Here is a 23785-nt window from a genome sequence, read left to right on the forward strand (position 1 = left end):
TTTGCGAAAAGGTGAAGTTCCTAAGGTTTACTGATCCGCTCTGGTACAAGGTTGAGTTTAAGACATTACCCAAGACTACGAGCCAGCCAACCGCTACGAACCCCGGTTTTTGCAAATCTCCATGGAAGAAAAGATCGTTCAGCCCAATTTTTCCGGGGTGCCAACAACACCTTCATTCCTGCCAACCTAGTCGTAATCATGGATTGGAACACGTGCAAGGCACTAAGCTGACGCTGTCAAACACGGGTTCCGAAGCACAGTTCACTTCATCCTCCGCGACGGTTTCCTCCACCCCCTTGTTTTCGCATGGTCAACCCAATGCGCTTTCTCGCGACATCAACATCGACGACACGTACTTTAACCACCTGCCCGGTTTTAACCACGTCATGCGGATCTTTGACAAACCGGTCCGCCAGCTGGCTGACATGAACCAGCCCATCCTGATGCACGCCGATATCCACAAAAGCGCCGAAGGCGGCGACGTTGGTGACTGTGCCTTCCAAAACCATTCCGGGCTTCAGATCGGTGATTTCTTCGATGCCATCGGTGAAAGATGCGGTGACGAAACTGGGGCGGGGGTCGCGACCGGGCTTTTCCAGTTCGGCAAAGATGTCCCGAACTGTCGGCAGGCCGAAATCCTGAGTTACAAATTGTTCCGCCCGCAACCCCTTTAACGCGCCATCATGGCCCATGATGTTTCGGATGTCGCGACCGCAGGCGGCAACGACCCGGCGCGCAATGTCATAGGCTTCAGGGTGCACTGAAGACGCATCTAAAGGCTCGGAACCGTCCCTGATGCGCAGGAAACCGGCGCATTGTTCGAACGCACGTGGTCCAAGGCGGGCGACTGACAGCAAATCCTTCCGCGATAGGAAGGGCCCATTCAGATCACGGTGGGTGACAATCGCTTCGGCCTGCGCCGGACCCAGACCAGACACGCGTGACAGCAAAGGGGCAGATGCGGTGTTCAAATCAACCCCGACAGCATTCACCACATCCTCGATCGCGGAATCCAGCGACTGTGACAGGCGATGCTGATCCACATCATGCTGATACTGGCCAACACCGATGGATTTCGGTTCGATTTTAACCAGCTCGGCCAAAGGGTCCTGCAATCGGCGCGCAATCGAGACCGCTCCACGTAGCGAGACATCCAGATCAGGAAATTCGCGCGCAGCCAGTTCAGATGCGGAATAAACCGAAGCGCCAGCTTCTGACACCACCACTTTTGTTGGTGCTTTCACCGTCTTGGGTAGAAGTGCAAGAGTGTCTGCAACCAACCTTTCGGTTTCACGGCTGGCCGTCCCGTTCCCGATTGCGATCAGTTCGATCCGATGAGCTGATATCAGATTGAGGATACTGGCCTGTGCACCTCGCAGATCATTCTTCGGCTGAAACGGGTACAAGGTGTCGGTGGCGACAACCTTGCCGGTCGCATCAACAACAGCAGCCTTTACGCCCGTACGAATGCCCGGATCCAGACCCAAGGTCGCCTTGGCACCTGCCGGTGCGGCAAACAGCAGATCCTTGAGGTTTCGCGAGAAGACCTGAATGGCTTCGTCTTGCGCCCGGCTGCGCAGGTCAGCCATCAGTTCGACCATCATGGACAGCGAAAGTTTCACCCGCCAAGTCCAGCCCGCGACTTTGCGCAACCACACGTCTGCTAGCCCAGTGCCACGTGTCTGTAGATGGGCGGCGACAATCGTCTCGGCCCGCGCGGCACCAAACTCCGGTTCAGGCGCGATATCCAGCGTGACGATGCCCTCTTTGGATGCCCGCAGCATCGCCAATGCCCGATGTGACGGCACGTCCGCCCACAATTCGGAATGGTCAAAGTAGTCACTGAACTTGGCGCCGTCCTTTTCCTTGCCTTCTATGACCTTTGCGCTGAGCAGAGCCTCGTGCTGCATGAAACTGCGCAATTCGCCCAGCAGAGCGGCGTTTTCTGTCAACCGCTCGGTCAAAATATCCCGCGCACCGTTCAAAGCATCCCGGGTCGTTGTTACCGCCTCGGTGAGGTACGCCGCGGCTAATATTTCAGGGTCGCAGTTGCGGTCCGCCAGAATAGCGTCAACCAAAGGTTCAAGCCCATTTTCGCGTGCAATCATCGCCTTGGTGCGCCGTTTTGGCTTATACGGCAGATAAATGTCTTCCAACTGCGCTTTGGTTTCCGCGCGCGCAATGGATTTACTCAGATCGTCGGTCAGTTTGCCCTGATCCTTGATCGAGTTCAGAATGGTTTCACGCCGCGCTTCAAACTCGCGCAGATAAGTCAGCCGCTCAGACAGCAGGCGCAATTGGGTGTCGTCCAATCCTCCGGTTGCTTCTTTCCGGTATCGGGCGACAAAAGGCACGGTTGCTCCTTCGTCCAGTAGCTTGATCGCGGCACCGACCTGCTCGGAACGTGCCTTAATCTCGGTGGCGATAGTGCGGGCGATACGGTCCAATGGTGCCTCCTGAAGCGACGGTGGAAGAACTTCTTAACCAGCCGTTTCGGCAAGGGGAAGACCCTTGGTTCACTCCGCAGTCAGGCCGTTTCAGTTTGGCTGTTCATCAAGTCAGCACGCCAGGCAGTGTCCACATCAAACCCACGGCATAAGTCCGCGATACGGGCTACGCGTGCTTACCGAATGGGCCATATGTGCCAAGGTCACCAGATCATAAACCGGCAGGCTCAATTCCTTCTGAATTGAGGCCGCGTAAGGCGGTAGATCGGTGCATTCCAGTACCAGCGAACGGATTTCCGGTGTATCGCGTTTCAGTTTGCGTACAGCATTCAGAACTTCAGCCTCAATCAGATCGGTATCCATTCGGGTGCGCGTATTGCGCAGGATGACTTCGGCGAACTCGGTCGTGTTCTCAAGACCCTGCACAGCTACGGGGATGTCCCCTGCCCCAACCCCATCGAAATGGCGTTGCGTCAGCGCCGAGGAATCGGCGGTTATCACTCCTACCGGTGCACTGGCACCGGTCATGTAATAAGCCAGCGGCACCTGAATCAGGCTTGAGGCAAAAACGGGCACGGACACGGCTTCGGCCAGCTCTTTCTGGAACAATGCAAGAAACCCGCAACTGCCAGTGATGGCCCGCACACCTTCGGATTCAAGCCTCTGCGCGCCTTTGATGAAGGGCTCCAGCAACTCTGGTGTCGGGTTGTTCAGCAGCTTTGGTACTGTGACGCCTTCAATCATCTCATACAGCACCGGGAACGGAAGACTCGATGGGTTTTTGATATGGCCCGGAGGTTTGGGGAAATAGCTTTCCAGGCACAAAACCCCGATGGATGCCCCGCAGATATTCTGTCCACCTGGGTAGATCGGCATGACGTTGTGATCCTTCTCGAGAAGTCGCTTCGCGTGTTTCAAAACCGCGACAAGGCAAATGGGTCCAGACTGATGTTCAGACGCTGTCCAGCTACCAGATCGGCCACAAGCTCTCCGGTTTTAGGCGCCATCATCAGGCCATAGTGGGAATGACCGAAAGCGCTGAACAATCCCTGATGTCCGTCAATCGGCCCGATGGCAGGCAAGCTGTCTGGAAACGATGGGCGGCGCCCCATCCAGAATTGCGTGTCGGCGGTATTAAGATCCGGTATCATTGCCTTGGCTTGTCGCGTCAGTAACGCCTGTTTTCGTGGATCGGGCGGGGCATCTACACGCGCAAACTCGGCGGTGCCTGCCACACGCAGCCCGCCCTGCATCGAACTGGCAACCACTTTGGCATCCACATCCATAACCGAATTCTGAAGGCTCGCCAAAGGTGCGGGGAACTGAACATGATACCCACGTTCAGCAGCCAGCGGCACAGACAGACCCAAGGGTTTCAAAAGCTCGGCAGACCACACACCTGCAGCCAATATGACTGTATCAGCCTGAAGCGTATCGGTCTGGGTTGTCAGATGCCACCGCCCCTCGTCGGTACGGTTCAGTTTTCGAACTTCGGCCCGAATAAACTCAGCGCCTTGTTGGCGCGCTTTTTCAGCCAGAACCGCGCCAACCTGACCGGGTGATGTAATCCGTGCCTGACCTTTGATAAGGATCGCTGCTTCGAAATCCCTGGATAGAGCGGGTTCAATTCGGCGCAACTCTGGGCCGTCGATCCTCTCGAGTTGCCCACCTTTCTCCTGTCGGATCAGATATCCCAGCGCCTTCAGGTCAGCTTGATTCGGGTGTCGGAAAGCATGGATGTAGTTGGAATCGACAATCAGGTCTTCATAACCAGTGTTCTGCAAATGACGTCGATACAACTCTATCGACGGTCTGCAAAGAAGCTCCATCGCATCCGAGATTCGGCGGACCGATCGTTCATCAGATGCTTTCAAAAACCTCAGGCCCCAAGGGACCATCCTCGGCCAGAACGAGGCCCTGACGGACAAGGCGCTTTTGGGGTCCAGCAGCATCCGGGGAATTGCCTTCCAGATACCGGGAACCGCTTGGGGGATCACTGACCATGGCGAGACGACACCGGCATTACCGAATGAGGTCTCCTGCCCGGGCTCTCCCCGGTCAATCAACTGCACGGTTTTGCCACGTTCCTGCAATGACAGCGCGCAGCAGATGCCGACGATCCCGGCGCCGATTATGGTAACACGTTCAGACATGTCAGGCCGTTGCTTGAGTTCGGGTACGGGCGATCAACTGCGCAACGATCACGGGTGACGCCACTGCCAGCGCGATCAGGTCAGCCGTTAACGTGGGTGCCACGAAGATGATCCCGGCAAAGGCCATCAGAATACGAGACAATACGTTGAGCGGTTGCAGCCAATAGCCGACGACCGCCGCGGACAGAGCGATGACCCCCGCTATGCAACTTGCCGCAGTATATGTGAATTCCCAAAAATCAAACCCTGTGGAGGACACGAACAACAAAACCGGCGCATAGACGAATGCCATCGGCGCTATCACCTTGCCCAACCCGAGCGTAAACGCGGACAGCCCGGTGCGGAACGGATTTGAGTTGGCGATCGCAGCTGCCGCATAAGCCGAGGTACAGACCGGAGGTGTAATTTCGGATACCACACCGTAGTAAAGCACGAACAGGTGGCTTGCGATGGGCGGAACACCCAACTGGGCCAGCGCGGGCTGCGCAACCGAAACCAGCATGATGTAAAGCGCGGTGGTTGGAATACCCGCCCCCATCAAAATGCAGACGACAGCGATGAAGATCAGTGAGATGAACAGTTGCAGGTCTTCGATTGCAAACAGCTGGAAGCTGCCGAACGAGATCATATTATAAAGATCCGCCGCCAGATTGCCTGCCCCTTGCGTGACCATAAATCCGATACGAAAGCCGATACCGGTGGTGTTAATCACACCCACAACGATACCCACAGCGGCGGCAGCGGCACCCACGGCCAGCGAGTATTTTACGCCCAGTTCGACAGCAGCCAGCATCTCGGGCACTTCGATACGTTTTTGTGGGTTCAGTGTGGCTGTCACAGACAGCGCGCAGAGTATCGCGGTCATTGTCAGGTCGAACCCGCCATCCGAGAATTTCCACAACACAAAGGCCAGAAACGCCGCCGCGTAAATCAGCGTTGGTGGCTGCTTGATACGCGACATACCCGCGATCACCGCCAGCGATATGCCGCAGAAGGCCGACATGAATGGCGTGTAACCGGTAAACAGCACCACCAGCAGGCCAATCAGGGGCACGATATTGGCCCAACCTTCAGCCCAGACAGCTTTAAGCTGCGGTAATTGCTCTTTCGTCAGACCCTTCAGGTTCAGCTTGCGCGCCATCAGATGCACAACTGCAAAGACACCCACGTAGTGCAGAAGCGCCGGGAAGATCGCCGCAATGACAATAGTGGTGTAAGGCACCTCCAGGAACTCGGCCATGATAAAGGCCGCGGCTCCCATGATGGGCGGGGTGATCTGGCCGCCCGCCGAGGAAGCGGCCTCGACCCCGCCCGCGAAATGGCCCGGATAACCCAGGCGTTTCATGTTCGGGATGGTTAGCGCTCCGGTTGAAACCGTGTTGGCGACTGAAGACCCCGAGATCGTTCCAAAGAATGCCGATGAAACGACCGATACCTTGGCCGGGCCACCTGTATAGCGACCCGCCAGAATGGTGGCATTGTCGATAAACAACTGTCCCAACCCGGTGCGCTGCGCGATCACACCAAACAAAACGAAATGGAAGACTATGGTCGAAACGACCCAAAGCGTGACGCCATAGATGCCTTCCTGCGGAAAGTACATCGACGACACGAAGGTTTTGAAATTTACACCGGGATGCTGCAACAAACCGGGAAAATAAGGACCAAGCAGAGCGTAAGAGATGAATACGCAGATAATCAGCGGCAGCACCCAACCCAGCGTGCGACGGGCGATGTCAAGTACCAGCAGAATGATAACCACGCCAAGAAAGACATCGTAATTGTTGGGATTACCCATACGAAAAGTCTGTTCCTCGATCCCGAGAAAGGGAATACCGCGCCAGGCAAATCCAACGTAAAGCGCCGCAACGATGCCAAATGCCATGAATACCAGGTCATAAAGCGGGACGTTCCCGATACGAAACCTGCTGATTTTGAGCGCATATAGGTTTTTGGCCCCGACAATCGGAATGGTCGCGTAAACCAGTATGAATAACAGGGCCAGATAAATGCCCATGTGCCAGTGGTCCGCCGGCAAGCCGAAACCTGCGGTGAAGAATTCATAGGACGCGAATAACAGGGCAACAACCCGCAGAACCTTGGCCGTGTTCGGTGTAACCTGACGTACTGCGGCGCCTTCGTCGAACTGTTCTTCGATGGCTGCCAGTTCTTCGGCTGTCAGGTCGTGGTCATCGCGTGTTTCGGTCTCGGACATGATGGCCCTCTGATTGCGCGTGTAAGGAGAGTGCGGTGCCCCGCACAGGGGCACCGACGACAGGCTTCAATGAGGTTCGATTACTGCAGAAGGCCTGCTTCTTTATAGAACTTCTCTGCACCAGGATGCAGCGGGACACCCAGTGCTTCGACCCCGTCCAAAGCTGTGTCAGCTGTGATCTGCTTGCCTTTGGCGTGACCGTTGTCCAGCAGTTTTCGGGTGTTGTCGTTCCACAGTGCTTTGGTCAGCTGATAGACCAGTTCTTCGGACAGATCCGACGACACAACCAGCATAGCGCTGACCGCTGGGGTCTTGGTTTCGGAGTCAATCCCTTCATACACACCGCCCGGTATGGCGGAAGGGATATAGGCCGGAATGATCTCGTTAATCTTGGCAAGGTCTTCGTCACTGAACGAGTGCAGGTTCATGCCTTTTGTCGATGACAACTGCACCATAGCGGCGACCGGCCAGCCAGCTGCGTAGAAATACGCGTCCAGCTGCCCATCGGCCAGACGCTCGGCGCTCTGACTGTTGTTCAGCTCTGCTTCGTCCATGTTATCGCGGTTTACGCCCCATGCATCCAACATCTGCAGCACGGCCACCTGTGTGCCTGAACCCGCCTGTGCGATACCCACGCGCTTGCCTTTGAGATCGCTCAGGTCACCAATGGTCTGACCTGCGGGCAGAACCAGATGCAGATCCTCTGGGAACAGGTTTGCTACAATGCGCAGCTTGGGATGCGGCTTGCCTTCGAACTTGCCTTCGCCCAGATACATCGAACGGGTGACATCAGCGGCGGCCAGACCGGCCTCAAGCTCGCCATTCTCCACTGCCGCGTTGTTAAAGACTGACGCAGTTGTTGATTGTGCAATCGCGATCAGGCCGGGTACGCCGCACTGACCACCCTCTTCGCAGGGGCGCGAGCCCGGAGGGGCCGAGATCCCATTTGCGATAGTTCCGCCAATCGGAAAATAAGTGCCGCCTGCACCACCGGTGCCAATACGGAAAAAAGTTGGGTCCTGTGCAAGTGCAGGCGCGGCCATAGCGCCTGCCAAAGCCAGACCTGTCAGGCATTTCATCAGTCTCATCGTAAGCTCCCAGTTTTGGATCATTGGATTCGGTTTGTCCGAACTCTGATCCAATCAGCCTATGGAGATTTACCATAAATACAAATTTGTTATATTTAACTAAACTGAAGTTTGGCTTATGGATGTGGAATGAACCTTACTCAATTGACTGTTTTTCGTGAGGTGATGGAAAGCGGCTCTATCTCTCAAACCGCAAAAAAGCTGAACCGGACACAGCCGGCCATCAGCCTTGCGCTCAAGAACCTAGAAAAAAGTTTGGGGCTGATCCTGTTCGAACGAAGAGGGCGCCGTTTGATTCCAGTACCGGAAGCGCACTACCTATTGTCAGAAACCACTGGTATTCTGGACAGATTATCTACGATTTCCAATACGATGCACGGGCTTCTGAAAGGGAGTTCCGGTAGCTTGAATATTGCAGCGATGCCAGGCCCTTCCACTTTTGCCTTTCCGAATTTCATCAGCCGTTCAGTTGGTGGAAACCCCGATATACAAATTACACTTTCAACCCGCAGCTCTCCGCAGATTATGGAACTGGCGGGTACTCAGAACATCGATTTCGGGTTTGCGGATTTTGAGCATCCGACAGGTAAGCAACCACAGTTCTCAGCCGAGATCATAAGCGGCGACTGTTTTTGCGCGCTGGACAGAGACAACCCTCTGGCGAAAGAAAGCGCCGTTACGATATCCGATCTTGACGGAGTTCCAATGGGCGGGCTGCATGACACGCATCCGTTTCAGGAAAAAGTGCGACAAGCGTTTCAGATGGTCTCGGCGAATTATACGCCAACCGTGACCTGCCAATATTTTCTGCCGCTTATCCCTTTTGTCGGATCGGGCCAATGCTGCACGATTGTCGATCCGTTGACAGTCGTTACCGAGCGGGAGTTGAACATTTCAAACGACCGTGTCGTGTTTTTGCCCTTCAGTGAACCGTTGAGGTATGAATATGCGATCCTGTCACCGAACCACCGGCCTCCGTCCCAGCTAGCGTTGCAGATCAAAGCCGGCTGGAAGGCTGAGGTTTTGTCGATGCTGCATCGAACAGGTGCCAACCCACAGACAGAAATCGCCTGAAAACATACACGTTTCCAGTGCTGCTCAGTTGCGTTGTTCAATTGATGACTCCAGCGTTGACCGCAAAAGTTGCGCATCAAGCGGTTTGTAGAGCAAAGGCAGATTGGCGCGCTTGCAGCGCCTGGCCAGTTCAGATGATCGGTTGGCCGAAATAACGCAGCCGGGCAGAGGTCCAAACTCGTTCGTCAGGGCATGTATCGCGTCGACACCGGTTCTATCGTGATTCAACTGAAAATCGGCAACTATTGCATCGGGCAGAATGTCAATTTCACGAAGAAGATTGATTGCTTCGTCTTCGCTTTCGCTCTCCAAAACCTCGACCCCCCAGGATTCGATGGTCATGGTCAGTGCGCTACGAAGGTTTTCATCATTCTCAATCAACAATACGACCGTGTTACCAAGTACCTTGGAGCCCGGATCGTGGGCCGCAGGGGCGCTGCTGGATGTGGTCTGCTCTTCCTGCGCCAACGGCACTTCGACCGAGAATCCAGTGCCTTTGCCTACTTCGGAAAACAGCTGGATTGGATGTTGCAACAGCCCACAGGCGCGCTCCACGATTGCAAGGCCCAATCCCATACCCTCTGCGGCGCTGGCATCAGAATGCAGGCGCTGAAATTCCTGAAAGACGATGTCTCTTTGGTCTGACGCGATACCGATACCTGTATCCCAGACTTGCAAGGCAATTGCGCCTTTGCGACGCCGCACACCGACCAGAACCTTTCCGGTCTCGGTATATCTGATCGCGTTCGACAGCAGGTTCTGCAAAATCCGACGCAAATAGCTGGCGTCGCTGGTCACACGCGCGTTCGTGTCAACAAATGAGAGCTCAAGCCCTTTTGCCTGCGCCACCGGGCGAAATGCGTCTTCCATCTGCGAAAACAGCGTGCTCACAGATATGGTCGACAAATGCGCGGTGGCCCGTCCTGAATCCAGCTTCGAGATATCCAGCAGCGCTTCCAGAATGTGTTCAACGCTGTTCAGCGCACTTTCAGCCTTGCCTGCAACGGTCTTTGCGTCGTCTTTATCCAGGCCGCTGCCCAGCGATGCAACATAAAGCTTTGCCGCGGAAAGAGGTTGCAACAGGTCGTGACTGGCAGCTGCCACGAATCGCGACTTGGATGCATTTGCACGCTCGGCCTCGTTCAACGCGTCAGCCAGTTCCATTGTGCGAGATGTTACGCGTTGTTCCAACAGCTCTTTGGCTTCGTATAAGGCCTGAGCGGACTTTCGTTCTGCGGTTACATCGGTGAAGGATATCACAAAGCCCCGGTCCGGCATCTCCTGCGCAAACACCGAAAGAATTTTTGACCTTCCGCGGTGCATCTGAAATTGCAGAGGACGGCGATAAGTTTGCCGCGTCACCCAATCCAGCAGATCGGCTTCCGTTACCCCCTTCTGGAACTTGATGTTCGTGCCAAGGCGATTGGACAGCGATTCAAACCGGGTCCCCATCTGAAACTGTGCGATCGGAATGGCCAGCAACTCGCTGGCGCGGTTGTTCCACCCGATCAGACGGTGTTTGTTGTCAAAAATGCAAACGCCCTGTTCGATATGTTCCAGCGTCGCGCGGATCAGCCTGGCCTTGTCATCCAGTATCCGGTCACGCTCCTGCCGTTCGATCCGCATGATATCGGTCACATCGGTTTGCAGGATAACAGTGCCGCCATCCGGCGTGCGGTGTTCGGATACTTGCGACCACCGATTGCCAACAAGCCGGACGTTGAACACCACATGATCGTCCGTATGCCGGTCCAAACGGCTTTTGGCCCAGTCTGTCGGTGTCATCGTTTCAGGCAGGGACAGAAACCCGGATCGGCTGACCAGTTCAACATATTCGGCAAAGCTCAGCCCCGGGCTCAGCCGCTCCTGAATGTCAGGCATATGCAGACCAAAGCGGCTGTTGCACAGCACCAGTTTTTCGTCGCGATTGAAAAGGGCGAACCCCTCCTGCACCGTTTCGATTGCATTGGCCAGGTCAGCGCGTGCGGCTTCTGTGTCCTTGTTCGCCTGTGCCAGTCTGGCATTGGAATCGTTCAGCAATTCAAGGGCACGTTCCAGATCATTCGTCCGGGCGCGGACCTCTTGTTCAAGCACGGCCGCGCGCTGAAACTGCGCATAAGCTGCGCCTGACGCATCGGTGGATTCTTCTACCCGGCGCATCAGCGCTTCGGCAATCTTGCGAAGTTTCTCGTTCTGGCGATCAACCGAGTCCGTGGGATCTGTAAGATGCTCGATCATGCGTTACTCTTTCTCGGGTGGATATATAGCAACACCCGTCAGAGTTTGGTTCACGTGGATGGAATTGTACTGCTCTCCGTAGGTTGAAAATCCGACAACGTGATTGCGGGCCAGAATGTCCGAGATTTCGCGGGTCTTTTGCTTTTCCTGCGCTTCCAGTCGGCGGAGAATGCAGTCGCAACCCAGAATGGTGTCGGGTTGCCGTTTCTCGGTCAGAAGGCCGATTTCTTCCTCAAGATGCTCGACCATGTCCCTTGGTTCGGCCAGCGTCAGCACAAGCCCTTCATCAATGGCCGAGAAAAAGACGAGGTCCCCGTTGCCCGCCACCTGCTGAATGGCGCGGACGTGATGCTGCCCGCCAATCTGCACAACAACGGGGTGCGCCGCAAATGTGAATGTCGTCAGTTGTTCCGGATCCTTGCCAAGGATACGGGCGTATTCACGAGCGGCGGGCTCGGCGTTGATTTCCTGAACGATGCGTTTTGCCGGGTCCGCCTTGGTCACCACCATGCGCCGGTTCGTTGGTACCAGATGATCGGTTTTGAACACCTTGATCGGGCACCGCGTACGAACCTGAGTCAGTATGGCAGCATTGCTCAGCGCCTTGCCCTGATGCAGCACATAGGTACGCCCGAACCGGGTTCCATCACCGGCCGATCCGCCAAACAATGGCACCGGCCCCAAACCGACGGCCAACTCGGAGGTCAACGCATCCTCTTTGGTCGACAATCCGTCGATCATCAGGAAAGTAAACTCATGGTTCCAGTCGGGCGCCGTGACCATCATGTCGTTTCGGTTGTGGATCATCTCATTGATGATGCTTTCCGCCTCAAAATCGTTCAGATCGGAAACCAGGACCGTACGCGTGTCGAAATGGGACTGTGGCAGGCCAATCGCGACGATCTGATCCTCGCAATAACCGCTATCCGCAAGTTCTCCGGCGGTGGTACAGCCAACCACCGGAGTAGGCGCAAACACCTGCTCGGCTTTGGTAATGACCGCAGCCGCGTCCGCGTTTGGACTGACAAAAAGTATCACCAGCGCAAGCGGTTCAGCCCCGAGTTGACGTACGAGCACCCCAAGCGCCTGCCCGGTGTCGTAACGCGCGAAAGCCGTTTTGACGATGCCTGTCGCACCGGTCCGGGCTGTCGCCCACCCGACTGCTTGGTCCATCGAGCCTCCTCCCTAAAGCGCGACGATGTGGTGAGAGTATGACGCTTAGCCTTGGTCTTGCAAGACGCTGGCAAACGAAGCTTTCTTTGCAATCAGAACGGCTTGCGTCCGGCTTTGCACACCCAGTTTCCGCATGATTGCCGTGACATGCGCTTTGACCGTGGGTTCCGCAATGGACAGGTCATAGGCAATCTGTTTGTTCAGCTTGCCCTCACAGATCAGTTGCAGAATGCGGGCCTGCTGATTTGTCAGCGTCGCAAGCCGATTGACCGCGTCGGCGTGTTCATCCTCTTCAACATTGATCAGAACGCATCCTTCGGGCACGAAAACTTTGCCGGAATGCACTGTCTCGAATGCCAGGCGAAACACATCGCGTTGGCTATGCTTGGGTACATAACCCGATGCGCCCGCCTGAATCACCTGACTGACAACGCGATTATCCGTCATCGAGGACACCACAATAACCGGGGCATTCGCAGCAGCCTTCAGACGGACAAGGCCGTCCAGCCCCTCCACATCCGGCAGGTTGAGGTCCAGCATGACCGCGTCCGGTTTCAGCCCCCCTGACAGAAGTTCCATCGCGCCTTCCAGTCGGTCCGCGGTATGGATTTCGCCGATCTGCGCCACGCTTTGCAAGGTCATCGACAGCGCGTCGCAAAACAGGGGGTGGTCATCGACGATCAGCACTTTCTCGAAGCCAGACCTTACAACGGAGTCAGCAAGCATTTGGTATTGCCTTTTTTCAATCAGATTGTCCCCAGCTTACCCAATCCTAACAACGAAAGTAATCTGCGCCTACTGGCCCAAAGTCGTACATAAGACCGGCTCGGCGTCACCTACACCCAAGGTCTAATAGGCAGGGCGAAAAACACCACGTAGCGTAAGAAAAAACACCTGGAGAAGAGAAATGGAGCTTAGTGACAGCCGCGTCATTGCCGCGCCGCGATCCAAGGTCTGGGACGCGCTTCTGTCGGCTGAGGTTCTGAAAGAATGCGTTCCGGGATGTCAGGAAATGACCGGCTCGGTCGATGACGGGTTCGAAGCAACGGTGGTGCAGAAAGTCGGCCCCGTAAAAGCGACCTTCAAAGGGGCCGTTACCCTTTCTGATATCGTAACGCTTGAAAGCGTGAAGCTCTCGGGTGAAGGTAAGGGTGGGGCTGCGGGTTTTGCCAAGGGTGCGGCCGATGTCAGTTTGTCTGATGTGCCCGAAGGTACTCTGCTGACCTATACCGTCGACGCACGTGTCGGTGGCAAGTTGGCCCAGCTGGGAAGCCGGGTCATCGATGGCGTCGCCAGAAAAATGGCCGGCCGGTTCTTTGAAAATTTTCAGAACGCGGTCGAACCCGAAAAAACACCCGATCCGGAAACCTCGGATCAGGTTCAAGCTGAACCTTCTGCCGAGGGTGAAGGCGACGAAGCAAAAAAAGGTTGGTTCAAGCGCGTATTGGGCGGTTGAACAGTTGGAACTCAGGGAGGAGAAAGTCATGAAAATTTCCATGACCGTGAACGGCAAGGCCGTAAGCGGCGAGGTCGAGGGCCGGACATTACTGTCCGGCTTTCTGCGCGAGCAACTTTCATTGACGGGCACGCATGTCGGCTGTGATACGGCCCAGTGCGGCGCCTGCGTTGTACATGTGAATGGTCAGGCCGTGAAGTCGTGCAATATGCTGGCGGTCGAAGCCGACGGTGCTGATGTTGGCACCATCGAAGGTCAGGCAAATGCGGACGGTTCGCTGAACGTGATCCAGCAAGCCTTTCAGGATCATCACGGCCTTCAATGCGGGTTCTGTACACCGGGTATGGTGATGAGCGCCGCAGCGCTGCTGAAAGACAACCCGCGCCCATCTGAGGCCGAAATCCGAAAGTACCTGGAAGGCAACCTGTGCCGCTGCACCGGGTACCACAATATCGTCAAGGCGATCATGGCCGCCTCAGGCCAGGACGTCGGCAGTATCGCCGCGGAATGATGCCGCTGCGGGCGTAAACGTTGCGCCCGTGGGACAAGTGAAGGGTGCAGTAGCATCCGTTTATGGGAGGAGAACAAGCAATGCCCAAAGACAGTGGCATCGGAGCCAGTTCCAAGCGGCGCGAGGACGTCCGCTTTCTGACCGGAGCAGGCAACTATACCGACGACATCAACGTACGTGGTCAGGCTTACGTATATTTCCTGCGGTCCGACATCGCGCATGGTCGGATCAATTCTGTAGATACATCAACCGCCGAAGGTATGCCCGGTGTGGTCAGAGTATTCACCGGCAAAGACTTTGAAGGCGTGGGCGGAATGCCCTGTGGGTGGGAAGTGACCGACAAGCACGGCGCGCCGATGCAGGAACCACCACACCCAATTCTGGCACAGGGCAAGGTGCGCCACGTGGGTGATCCGATCGCTGCCGTGGTGGCTGACAGCCTGGAACAGGCCCGTGACGCGGCCGAGGCTATTGATCTGGATATCGAGGAACTGCCCGCCGTGATCGACATGAAATCCGCCGCGCAGGAGGGCGCGACGCTGGTTCATGACGATCTGAAAAACAACATCTGCTATGACTGGCAGCTGGGTGAGGCCGACGACGCCAAGGTGAATAACGTCTTTGCCAATGCGGCGCATGTCACCACTTTGGATCTGGTGAACAACCGGCTGGTCGCCAACCCGATGGAGCCGCGCGTGGCTGTGGCCGAGTACAGCCGGGGCACGGATGAATATACGCTCTACACCACGTCGCAGAACCCGCATGTCATCCGCTTGTTGATGTGCGCGTTCGTTCTGGGTCTGCCGGAACATAAAGTCCGCGTCGTAGCCCCGGATGTGGGGGGTGGTTTTGGCACCAAGATTTTCCATTACGCAGAAGAAGCGTTCTGCACCTTTGCCGCCAAGGCCTGCAACCGCCCCGTCAAGTGGACGGCCAGCCGGTCCGAGGCGTTCATGTCGGATGCGCAGGGTCGTGACCATGTCAGCACGATTGAGCTGGCTCTGGATGCGGATAACAACTTCATCGGCCTGCGGACCAACACCTATGCCAATCTGGGCGCTTACCTGTCGACTTTCTCCAGCTCGGTTCCGACATGGCTGCACGGGACGCTGATGGCTGGCAACTATAAGACCCCGGTCATTCAGGTGAATGTGAAAGCGATGTTCACAAATACGGTGCCCGTGGATGCCTATCGCGGTGCTGGTCGACCCGAAGCAACCTTCCAGCTGGAGCGCGTTATAGACAAGGCCGCGCGCGAGCTGGGTGTCGATCCGATCGCCCTGCGTCGCCAGAACTTTGTCACGCAGTTCCCCTATGACACGCCGGTGGCGCTGACTTACGACACCGGGGATTATAACGGGACCATGGACAAGCTGGAGGCTGCTGCTGATCTTGCGGGCTTTGCCGCACGACGCGCGCAGAGTGAGGCCAAAGGCAAGCTGCGCGGTCTCGGCGTCAACTGCTATATCGAGGCCTGCGGCATCGCACCCTCGAATATCGTTGGCATGTTGGGGGCCCGGGCGGGTCTTTATGATGCGGCAACTGTCCGGGTGAACGCCACCGGTTCGATCAGTGTGATGGTTGGCGCACACAGCCACGGGCAAGGCCATGAAACAGCCTTCCCGCAGGTCGTGGCCGACATGATCGGTATCGATGAGTCGATGGTCGAGATTGTGCACGGGGATACCTCGAAGATCCCGTTTGGCATGGGCACCTATGGCTCACGCTCGCTGGCGGTTTGCGGCTCGGCTATGGTCAAGGCCACCGAAAAGGTGATCGACAAGGCCAAAAAGATCGCAGCCCATTTGCTGGAAGCGTCCGAGGCGGATATCGAACTTAAGGACGGTCAGTTCAGCGTTGCGGGGACCGACAAGTCTGTAGCTTGGGGAGATGTGACCCTCACGGCTTATGTCCCGCACAACTATCCGCTGGAAGTTGAACCTGGACTGGAGGAAACCGCGTTCTATGACCCGGCCAACTTTACTTTCCCGGCAGGGGCTTATGCCTGTGAGGTCGAGGTTGATCCAGACACAGGTCAGGTCAGTATCGAGAAGTTCACGGCTGCGGATGACTTTGGCAATATCGTCAATCCAATGATCGTTGACGGACAAGTGCATGGCGGTATCGGCCAGGGCATCGGTCAGGCCTTGCTGGAGAACTGTGCCTATGATGAGAACGGCCAATTGCTGAGCGCGTCCTTCATGGATTACGCGATGCCACGCGCTGATGACGTCCCGTTCTACGGCGTGGATCATTCCAGCCAGACGCCCTGTACGCACAATCCGCTGGGCGTGAAGGGTTGCGGCGAGGCCGGAGCGATCGGCTCACCGCCTGCGGTGGTCAACGCGGTGCTGGATGCGTTGAACTCGGGTGGAAGGGCTGTTGATCATATCGACATGCCGATGAGCCCGTCACGCGTTTGGACGGCGATGCATGGTTGAGAGGTTGGGGTGCGAGGGGCCAGCCCCTCCCGCTCCCCGGGATATTTATAGCCAGATGAAGGGCGGATCAGCGCCTTTCGGAAAGGAAGAACGAAATGTACAATTTCGAGTTTGAGAAGCCCTCGACCATTGCTGACGCGGTTGCAGCATTGGCAGCAGAGGATGCGCAGGCGTTGGGAGGCGGACAAACGCTGATCCCGACATTGAAGCAACGGTTGGCGGCACCGTCCAAACTGGTGTCGGTGAGCGGCATTGCCGAGATGCAAGGCGTCTGCGTTGATGATGACGGCTCAGTCTCTGTTGGGGGTGCAACACCTCACGCTGTCGTTGCTCGCGACGCTGCAGGATCTTATCCCGCGCTGGCGGCATTGGCTGGACAAATTGGCGACCCGGCAGTGCGCAATCGTGGAACCATCGGTGGTTCGGTTGCGAACAATGACCCGGCTGCCTGTTATCCGGCGGGTGTGCTGGGATCGGGCGCAACCGTGGTGACCAACGCGCGTCAAATTGCGGCAGATGACTTTTTTCAAGGCATGTTCACCACAGCCCTGGATGAAGGAGAGATCATCACCTCGATCCGCTTTCCGGTTCCGCAGGCGGCAAGCTATCAAAAATTCCTGCAACCAGCATCGCGGTTTGCACTTGTTGGGGTATATTTGGCCCGTTTCACGGACGGCGTGCGCGTGGCGGTGACCGGGGCAAGTGAGGATGGCGTCTTCCGTTGGAGCGAAGCCGAGCAGGCGCTGAACAAGGAGTTTCGCCCGGACGCCTTGATGGACCTTCGGATTAACCCCGCCAACATGATCGCTGATTTACATGGCAGCAAGGAATACCGGGCGCATCTTGTGTCGGTCATGACCAAACGCGCCGTTGAAGCCTGCATGTAGGCATTTCACGACAAGATGCTCAAAAGTCCCGGTTTTTACCGGGGCTTTTTCGTTGAGATATGGTTTGGGTGTCTCACCAAGGTCGGGCTGGCCAGCACTTTTCCGTTGTTTGAGGGTCGTGGCCAGTGTCTGCGCAAAATGAAATCAGGCCGCCCATTTCCGGGCGGCCTGATCAAGTCATAAACTAAGCTTTCGCTTTATTCGGCGGCTTGTGCACCTGTAGCGGCGTGTTTGTCACGCTGGCTGTCGCGGAACAAAGCTTTGGCCAGAGCAATACACATCAGACCCATCACAGCAGTAAAGGGCAATGCACCGATGATCATCGCGTTTCGCAGCGCATCCATCGGGTTGTTTTCACCGGCTGCGAGGATCAGCGCGCCGATCACAGCCGTCAGGATGACACCCCAGATGATGCGGTGCTTGATGCCCGTCTCCTGGCTGCCACCCGACATGATGGTGTTCATCACCAGAATGCCCGAGTCTGCCGACGTGACGAGGAATGTCATGATCAGGATCACGCACATCACGTTCAGCATTGACAGCAGACCACCGTCAATCATGTAAGATAGTGTCACGAACAGCTTGTTGGTGTTCGATGCACCGATGATTGCACCTTCTGCGGCGCCTGCCAGTTCCAGATCAATCGCAGTTCCTCCCAGAACAGTCATCCATGCAAAGCACACCAAAGCCGGGGCGAACACACAGCCTACGATGAACTCGCGGACAGAGCGTCCTTTCGATATGCGCGCGAGGAACAGGCCCACGAAGGGCGAGAACGCGATCCACCAGGCCCAGTAGAACGTGGTCCAACCCGACTGCCAGCCGAACTGACGCCCCTGCTCACCCGCCGCATAAACGGCTGCCAGGGTTGCTTCATCCAACTCTGCTGCTGCCCCTTCCAGGCCACTCTTGAAACCGTCAAAGCTGCCCCACGCATTGGTAGCTCCGCCCATCAGATCATTGGCATGGGCTTGTGCTTCGGCAGGCAAAGCCGCAGCGAAGGCTTCAACTGACAGTGGACCATAGGCGTTAAAGCTGAGCGACAGGATATGCAGGATATAGTCGACCATTGCAGTGCCATAAGTGGTCATAGCAAAGACGAACGAGCCGAAAACAACAAACGTGCCCAACAGGATGATCGACAATACGAGGTTCAGGTTCGACAGGTATTTAACACCACGACCAACGCCTGATACGGCCGAAATAATCGACAGGCACATGATGACGACCAGACCGGTGATCAGACCCACTTTGCTGGGGGTTGGAACTTCACCACCCAGATCCATGACCCACTCCATACCGGTGATGGCATAAAGCCCGTCGATGAACTGGCTGACACCATAGCCGATGGTGACGGAAACACCGAGGATCGTTGCAACAACGCCAAGTACGTCAACCACATGGCCGAAGAAACCATTGACGAAGCGGCCAAACAGAGGCGTCAGCGCCGAACGGATGGTGAGAGGCATGTCGCGGGTATAAGCGTAATATGCCAGCGACAAACCGGTCACCACATAGATGGCCCAAGCGTGAAACCCGTAGTGCAAGAAGGTATAGCGGTAAGCCGACTGCAGTGCTTCGGGTGTATTTCCAACGACCGCCTCGGATACGATTTCGGGGTTCGAACCCCACAGCCCCAACGGTTCTGCGGTTGCAAAAACCATCAGACCAACACCCAGGCCGGCGCCGAACATCATGGAGAACCATGAGAAGTTCGAAAACTCGGGCTTTTCACCGGGTGTTCCCATCACACGGCGACCCGTGGACGGAATAGCGGCGACAACGGCTAGAAAAACGAGGAACAACCCGACAATGACAATGTAGAAGCTGTTGAAAAGCTCGAGCAGCCGCCCGTTCAGGCTGCCAAGCGTGCCGTTTGCATTTGCAGGGAATACTAGTGCCCACAAAACCAGCGCAACCATGATGGCCTTGCTGATCAGGGCAATTGGGACGCTGTAGTTTTCATAAAAACCGGCATCCGCCGTCTTTATCTCAACGTCCGTGAATGGATCGGGTATCGACATATTGCGTTTTCCTCCGTGTGTTCGCCGTTTCTTGTTCTTTTGATTTCTGCTTGGGGTGCACCGCGCGGGACGGCGTAAACAAACATGCCCAATGCACCAAACGATCAGCGAGTTGACTGCAACTCAGCTGAGACTTACGGGGAAGACCACACACCATGTGGGATCGCCCACCGCTCTTTTCCTCCCAGATTGTGTTCGCTTGCAAAAGCTGTTGGTTCGTTGTGGCAAGTCTGTCTGCCGTTGAACCTGGTAGCAGCTTCGCAAGAAGTGGTTGCGCCCTTCAATTCGGGAAAACCTATGACAGAGGTTAGGGCAGCTCACCCAAGAATCCGACCCTTATGCTACTCGAAACGACGCACTCGGTTACTCGAAACATGTGTTAGCGAGAACAAGTAAAGGGCGTGATTGTGGTTCCTTCTACAGTTTCAATACCAATTTATCCGACTTGGCCCGCGAAACGCATGTGCACAGGAACTCATGCGTTTCCTGCTCTTGCGGAGTAAGTATACCGTCGCGATGATCAACTTCGCCGGAAACGACATCAACGATACAGGTTCCGCAAAGCCCTTCGGAGCAGCCGAAATCAACCTGCACACCATTGGCCTGCAAAACCTCCAGAATAGATTGGTCCTTTCCAACGGGATAGACCGCGCCGGTCGACTGGATCTCGATCTGGAAATCGGCGTTCGGGGCATGTTCAATGTCCGACGCGGCGGCGAACCGTTCAAAGTGTATCGCGCCGCCACGCAGCAAGGCACCCGCTTCCAGTACCGCATTCAGCATCGGTTCCGGGCCGCAGGTATAAACGTCTGCGCCCATCGGCATCGATTGCATGACCGATCTCAGATCGAATAGCCCGTCTGTGTTATCACAATGCAAATGATACCATTCATCCAGTCCAAGCGCCCGGAATTGCGCATCCATCGCCGCGTATTCTTTCGATCGAACAAGATAGTAGACACGAAAATCCTGCCCTCGGTTCAGCAACTCACGTGCCATTGCAACCAATGGTGTGGCCCCGATACCGCCAGCGATCAAAGTGACGTGTCGATCATGGCTTTCGAGTTTGAAATGGTTGCGGGGACCGCCGATTTCCATGGTCACGCCCTCTTGCAGGTCATGCATCGCCAGTGACCCGCCTCGCCCTTCGTCTTCGCGTTTGACGGCCACGTTGATCAGGCGTCCATCCTGGCTCCAGCTCCACAGCGAGTATTGCCGTATCAGACCGTCTTCAAGATGGATGTCCACATGCGCCCCGGGCTCAAGGCTGGTGAAGCGCCCGCTTTCGATCTCGAAGCAGAAATCAGAGGTGTCGGGGCTGAGTGGTGTTTTTCGCACAAGGCGGGCAACTTGAGTATCCATCACTTGTCCTGTTCGGTCTCACGTGGCGTACATTCTGCGTCGTTCAGCAAACAACAGGAAAAAAGATAGATTTCAATTGCAAAATTTCTAACATTCGGGTGAATTGAGCTCACCCAGAGTTCAAAAGCCAACAAACCTCCATGTCTCGACGCCACTACAACCTTCCTCCACTTACCACACTATCGGCCTTTGAAGCCGCCGCTCGGCATCTCAGTTTCAAAGAAGCCGCAAGCGAGCTTTCCGTGACGCCTGGTGCCGTCAGTCATCAGATTAAGGCGCTGGAAAGCGAGCTGGGCGCAGCCCTTTTTGTCCGAAAACACCGCGGCGTGGAACTGACCGAGGATGGGCAAGACCTGTTTGAGGCACTCGGCACTTCGTTCCGGCAGATTTCAAAGGTACTTGAAAAGATTCGCAGCAATGATTCCGAGAACCACGTAACCGTTGGATCAACCACTGCAGTCGCCGCACTTTGGCTGTCGCCGTCTGTCATCCGGTTCTGGCAGGATTATCCGCACGTAAAAGTGAACCAGATGGCACAAGACAAGGCGTTCACGGACCGGCCGGATATCGACTTGTTCATCCGCTATGGCCGGGACGCGAACGCGCAACTCACGCACACGAAACTGTACCGCGATATCCTTACACCCGTTTGCAGCCCCCAGATGGCCGCGGACCTTAAAGGGGCCAGTCTTGAAGACCTCGTGCAGCGGCGTTTGATCCATCTTGAAACGCAGGACAGCACCTGGACGACCTGGTCATCCTGGTTCCATGACCTCGGATTTTCCGGGGTTGTTCCTGTGGGATCGCGGGTGAACAGCTATGCGCTTGCCCTTCAGGTCGCGCGTAAAGGCGCGGGTCTTGCGTTGGGGTGGAAACGTCTGGTCCAGCCCATGCTCGCATCGGGGAAACTCGTGGCATTAGAGGAGTTCAGCCTGCCCGCCCCGGACAATTTCTATCTTGTCGGTCGCCCGGACGATCAGCTCTCGGAAGGGGCGCTGGCTCTCAAGAATTGGTTGCTTAACGAACTGTCTCAGGGCTCGGTTTAGCCTGCCTCAATTTGCCATTAGGATTTTTAGTATTGAACGTGGACGGCCTCAGCCGCCAATGGATGCAGCGATAAACTCATTCAAAATCACTCAGGAGTGGCCGATGAACAAGCACGCACCGCTTTCGTCTGTTCTGACACCGGTAAACACCGCAAAGGGTCTGCCGAACGAGCATTATATTGATCCCGCAGTTTTTGCCGAAGAACGGGATGCGGTCTTGTTTGCGAACTGGTCCGGCATCGGCTTTGGCAAAGACATTCCCGAGGCGGGAGATGCGTATCCGATCAATTTCCTGGGTGTGCCGCTGTTGATGGTTCGTGATCGCGACGGTCAGATCGGTGTGTTCCAGAACACCTGCCGCCATCGCGGCATGATTTTGGTCGACAAGCCGCAAAAGATCCGCGGCGCGATCCGCTGCCCCTATCACAGCTGGTGCTATGGCCTGAATGGTGAACTGCGGACTGCCCCTCATGTCGGTGGCCCCGGGCAAAACACCCATGAAGATCTGGATTTCGCCGAGTTGGGCCTTATCCGCATCCGCTCGTATGTCTGGCGGGATGTTGTCTTTGTCAATGTCAGCGGCGACGCGCCGGAATTCGAAGATGTCCATGGCGAGTTGATGGAGCGCTGGAAAGAATTCGATCAACCGATGTATCACGGTGGCGCTGGCGCATCGGTTTATCTTGAGTTGAACTCGAACTGGAAACTGGCTGTTGAGAACTACTGCGAAAGCTATCACCTGCCCTGGGTTCATCCCGGCCTGAACAGCTATTCGCGTCTGGAAGATCACTACAACATAAACGAGTTGGGCAAATATTCGGGTCAGGGCACCTATGTCTACCGCCAGTTCGAAGGTCACGATGGCGAAAAGCTGGATGATTTCGAGAATCTGAGTGAGCAGTGGAATGACGGCGCGGAATATATCGTCGTTTACCCGAATACCCTGCTGGGTGTTCAGCGCGACCACGGCTTTGCCTTCCTCATCGATCCGATCACCCATGAGCGTTCGAACGAACGGATTGAGCTCTACTACGCCAAAAAACCCGAAGACGCACCCGAACACGAAGCGCTGCGTGCCAAGAATGCGCAACTGTGGAAAACGGTGTTCGAGGAAGACGTCTTTGTGGTTGAAGGCATGCAGAAAGGCCGTCACGGCGTGAAATTCGATGGCGGCCGTTTCTCGCCCGCGATGGACGGCCCGACCCATTGTTTTCATCATTGGGTGGCAACTCAGATCGAAAAAGCCCGGGCTGAAGTGTAAGCAATCCTGAAAATGTTGATCTGGTCAGGCCCTTCTGACCAGATCGCGGATCGGTTGTAACAACAGCAGACGGGACCGCGTTGCAGTCTTTTGTCTCCTAGAGGACAGCCGGTGTGAATTCACCGAAAGGGTCACAGTGGATCTGGACGAACTCGACAAACAACTCTTGCGGGCCCATGCGGAAAAAGATGTACCCGCATTGATCCGGCTGTATCACCAAGCGGCGATTCTGGCCGAAGAGCGCCAGCATCATGAAGCCTCGTGTTTCTATCTGACCCACGCATTTGTGTTTGCTTTGGAATACGGCGCGCCGGAAGCAGATGAGTTGAACCTAAAGCTGTTAGAACGCGGCCGTGCACACCGATTGACGTTCTGACGAATTCGTTTGCATAAGCGTATCGCGCCGTCA

General features: G+C 55.9%; 18 protein-coding genes. 8 read left to right on the top strand and 10 right to left on the bottom strand.

Annotated elements, in window-relative coordinates; translation table 11 throughout:
* Window positions 1-266 precede the first annotated feature (266 nt).
* The 5 genes from ACR0M3_RS15195 to ACR0M3_RS15215 form a co-directional block, all read right to left on the bottom strand.
* Window positions 267-2447: a Tex family protein gene (locus tag ACR0M3_RS15195; RefSeq protein WP_480911522.1), complete on the bottom strand. Its 2181-nt coding sequence runs from the start codon at window positions 2445-2447 to the stop codon at window positions 267-269.
* Window positions 2448-2582: 135 nt separating this feature from the next.
* Entirely contained in the window at window positions 2583-3323 is a 741-nt protein-coding gene (locus ACR0M3_RS15200; protein ID WP_480484339.1) for an aspartate/glutamate racemase family protein, read from the bottom strand.
* A gap of 38 nt (window positions 3324-3361) precedes the next feature.
* Window positions 3362-4600: an NAD(P)/FAD-dependent oxidoreductase gene (locus ACR0M3_RS15205; protein WP_480911524.1), complete on the bottom strand. Its 1239-nt coding sequence runs from the start codon at window positions 4598-4600 to the stop codon at window positions 3362-3364.
* Window position 4601: 1 nt separating this feature from the next.
* Window positions 4602-6815, bottom strand: coding sequence for a TRAP transporter permease (locus ACR0M3_RS15210; protein WP_480833147.1), 2214 nt, complete (start codon window positions 6813-6815; stop codon window positions 4602-4604).
* 80 nt (window positions 6816-6895) lie between these two features.
* Window positions 6896-7903, bottom strand: coding sequence for a TAXI family TRAP transporter solute-binding subunit (locus ACR0M3_RS15215; protein WP_480774227.1), 1008 nt, complete (start codon window positions 7901-7903; stop codon window positions 6896-6898).
* A gap of 129 nt (window positions 7904-8032) precedes the next feature.
* Here ACR0M3_RS15215 and ACR0M3_RS15220 point away from each other — a divergent pair, with 129 nt between their 5' ends.
* Window positions 8033-8977, top strand: a complete 945-nt coding sequence (locus ACR0M3_RS15220) for a LysR family transcriptional regulator (protein ID WP_480774226.1) — start codon at window positions 8033-8035, stop codon at window positions 8975-8977.
* A 24-nt stretch (window positions 8978-9001) separates the two neighbouring features.
* On the opposite strand, the gene ACR0M3_RS15225 is transcribed toward ACR0M3_RS15220, so the two are convergent.
* The 3 genes from ACR0M3_RS15225 to ACR0M3_RS15235 are packed head-to-tail and all read right to left on the bottom strand — an operon-like array spanning window position 9002 to window position 13114.
* The gene (locus ACR0M3_RS15225) at window positions 9002-11215 is read right to left on the bottom strand and encodes a hybrid sensor histidine kinase/response regulator (RefSeq protein ID WP_480774225.1); all 2214 of its coding nucleotides are present in this window, start codon (window positions 11213-11215) and stop codon (window positions 9002-9004) included.
* 3 nt (window positions 11216-11218) lie between these two features.
* Window positions 11219-12388, bottom strand: a complete 1170-nt coding sequence (locus tag ACR0M3_RS15230; protein WP_480539689.1) for an FIST N-terminal domain-containing protein — start codon at window positions 12386-12388, stop codon at window positions 11219-11221.
* A 45-nt stretch (window positions 12389-12433) separates the two neighbouring features.
* Window positions 12434-13114, bottom strand: a complete 681-nt coding sequence (locus tag ACR0M3_RS15235; RefSeq protein WP_480484332.1) for a response regulator — start codon at window positions 13112-13114, stop codon at window positions 12434-12436.
* A 181-nt stretch (window positions 13115-13295) separates the two neighbouring features.
* On the opposite strand from ACR0M3_RS15235, the gene ACR0M3_RS15240 reads away from it, so the two are divergent.
* From ACR0M3_RS15240 to ACR0M3_RS15255, 4 genes are all read left to right on the top strand, one after another.
* Window positions 13296-13844 carry an SRPBCC family protein gene (locus ACR0M3_RS15240; protein WP_480484331.1) on the top strand — a complete coding sequence of 183 codons (549 nt, stop codon included), beginning with the start codon at window positions 13296-13298 and terminating at the stop codon, window positions 13842-13844.
* 28 nt (window positions 13845-13872) lie between these two features.
* A complete protein-coding gene (locus tag ACR0M3_RS15245; RefSeq protein ID WP_209507073.1) occupies window positions 13873-14355 on the top strand; it encodes a (2Fe-2S)-binding protein in 483 nt (160 codons plus the stop codon).
* An 80-nt stretch (window positions 14356-14435) separates the two neighbouring features.
* Complete coding sequence (locus tag ACR0M3_RS15250; protein WP_480774221.1) at window positions 14436-16796, top strand: xanthine dehydrogenase family protein molybdopterin-binding subunit; 2361 nt, start codon at window positions 14436-14438, stop codon at window positions 16794-16796.
* Window positions 16797-16891: 95 nt separating this feature from the next.
* Complete coding sequence (locus ACR0M3_RS15255) at window positions 16892-17683, top strand: FAD binding domain-containing protein (protein ID WP_480484329.1); 792 nt, start codon at window positions 16892-16894, stop codon at window positions 17681-17683.
* Between the two features lie 197 nt (window positions 17684-17880).
* On the opposite strand, the gene ACR0M3_RS15260 is transcribed toward ACR0M3_RS15255, so the two are convergent.
* A complete protein-coding gene (locus tag ACR0M3_RS15260; protein WP_480484328.1) occupies window positions 17881-19707 on the bottom strand; it encodes a BCCT family transporter in 1827 nt (608 codons plus the stop codon).
* Between the two features lie 417 nt (window positions 19708-20124).
* Window positions 20125-21069: a PDR/VanB family oxidoreductase gene (locus tag ACR0M3_RS15265; RefSeq protein ID WP_480911526.1), complete on the bottom strand. Its 945-nt coding sequence runs from the start codon at window positions 21067-21069 to the stop codon at window positions 20125-20127.
* A 140-nt stretch (window positions 21070-21209) separates the two neighbouring features.
* Here ACR0M3_RS15265 and ACR0M3_RS15270 point away from each other — a divergent pair, with 140 nt between their 5' ends.
* The 3 genes from ACR0M3_RS15270 to ACR0M3_RS15280 all read left to right on the top strand — a co-directional run bounded on the left by ACR0M3_RS15270 (window position 21210) and on the right by ACR0M3_RS15280 (window position 23752).
* Window positions 21210-22115 carry a LysR substrate-binding domain-containing protein gene (locus ACR0M3_RS15270; RefSeq protein WP_480616794.1) on the top strand — a complete coding sequence of 302 codons (906 nt, stop codon included), beginning with the start codon at window positions 21210-21212 and terminating at the stop codon, window positions 22113-22115.
* 103 nt (window positions 22116-22218) lie between these two features.
* A complete protein-coding gene (locus ACR0M3_RS15275; RefSeq protein WP_267367492.1) occupies window positions 22219-23376 on the top strand; it encodes an aromatic ring-hydroxylating oxygenase subunit alpha in 1158 nt (385 codons plus the stop codon).
* A 136-nt stretch (window positions 23377-23512) separates the two neighbouring features.
* Complete coding sequence (locus tag ACR0M3_RS15280) at window positions 23513-23752, top strand: hypothetical protein (protein ID WP_480911528.1); 240 nt, start codon at window positions 23513-23515, stop codon at window positions 23750-23752.
* Window positions 23753-23785 lie beyond the last annotated feature (33 nt).

It is taken from the genome of Ruegeria sp. O5 (genome assembly GCF_056535105.1).

What these genes read in the sequence shown, in the direction of transcription:
- ACR0M3_RS15200 (WP_480484339.1), bottom strand. Translation starts at nt 3,323, where the DNA reads ATGCCGATCTACCCAGGTGGACAGAATATCTGCGGGGCATCCATCGGG.
- ACR0M3_RS15205 (WP_480911524.1), bottom strand. Translation starts at nt 4,600, where the DNA reads ATGTCTGAACGTGTTACCATAATCGGCGCCGGGATCGTCGGCATCTGC.
- ACR0M3_RS15210 (WP_480833147.1), bottom strand. Translation starts at nt 6,815, where the DNA reads ATGTCCGAGACCGAAACACGCGATGACCACGACCTGACAGCCGAAGAA.
- ACR0M3_RS15215 (WP_480774227.1), bottom strand. Translation starts at nt 7,903, where the DNA reads ATGAGACTGATGAAATGCCTGACAGGTCTGGCTTTGGCAGGCGCTATG.
- ACR0M3_RS15220 (WP_480774226.1), top strand. Translation starts at nt 8,033, where the DNA reads ATGAACCTTACTCAATTGACTGTTTTTCGTGAGGTGATGGAAAGCGGC.
- ACR0M3_RS15225 (WP_480774225.1), bottom strand. Translation starts at nt 11,215, where the DNA reads ATGATCGAGCATCTTACAGATCCCACGGACTCGGTTGATCGCCAGAAC.
- ACR0M3_RS15230 (WP_480539689.1), bottom strand. Translation starts at nt 12,388, where the DNA reads ATGGACCAAGCAGTCGGGTGGGCGACAGCCCGGACCGGTGCGACAGGC.
- ACR0M3_RS15235 (WP_480484332.1), bottom strand. Translation starts at nt 13,114, where the DNA reads ATGCTTGCTGACTCCGTTGTAAGGTCTGGCTTCGAGAAAGTGCTGATC.
- ACR0M3_RS15240 (WP_480484331.1), top strand. Translation starts at nt 13,296, where the DNA reads ATGGAGCTTAGTGACAGCCGCGTCATTGCCGCGCCGCGATCCAAGGTC.
- ACR0M3_RS15245 (WP_209507073.1), top strand. Translation starts at nt 13,873, where the DNA reads ATGAAAATTTCCATGACCGTGAACGGCAAGGCCGTAAGCGGCGAGGTC.
- ACR0M3_RS15250 (WP_480774221.1), top strand. Translation starts at nt 14,436, where the DNA reads ATGCCCAAAGACAGTGGCATCGGAGCCAGTTCCAAGCGGCGCGAGGAC.
- ACR0M3_RS15255 (WP_480484329.1), top strand. Translation starts at nt 16,892, where the DNA reads ATGTACAATTTCGAGTTTGAGAAGCCCTCGACCATTGCTGACGCGGTT.
- ACR0M3_RS15260 (WP_480484328.1), bottom strand. Translation starts at nt 19,707, where the DNA reads ATGTCGATACCCGATCCATTCACGGACGTTGAGATAAAGACGGCGGAT.
- ACR0M3_RS15265 (WP_480911526.1), bottom strand. Translation starts at nt 21,069, where the DNA reads ATGGATACTCAAGTTGCCCGCCTTGTGCGAAAAACACCACTCAGCCCC.
- ACR0M3_RS15270 (WP_480616794.1), top strand. Translation starts at nt 21,210, where the DNA reads ATGTCTCGACGCCACTACAACCTTCCTCCACTTACCACACTATCGGCC.
- ACR0M3_RS15275 (WP_267367492.1), top strand. Translation starts at nt 22,219, where the DNA reads ATGAACAAGCACGCACCGCTTTCGTCTGTTCTGACACCGGTAAACACC.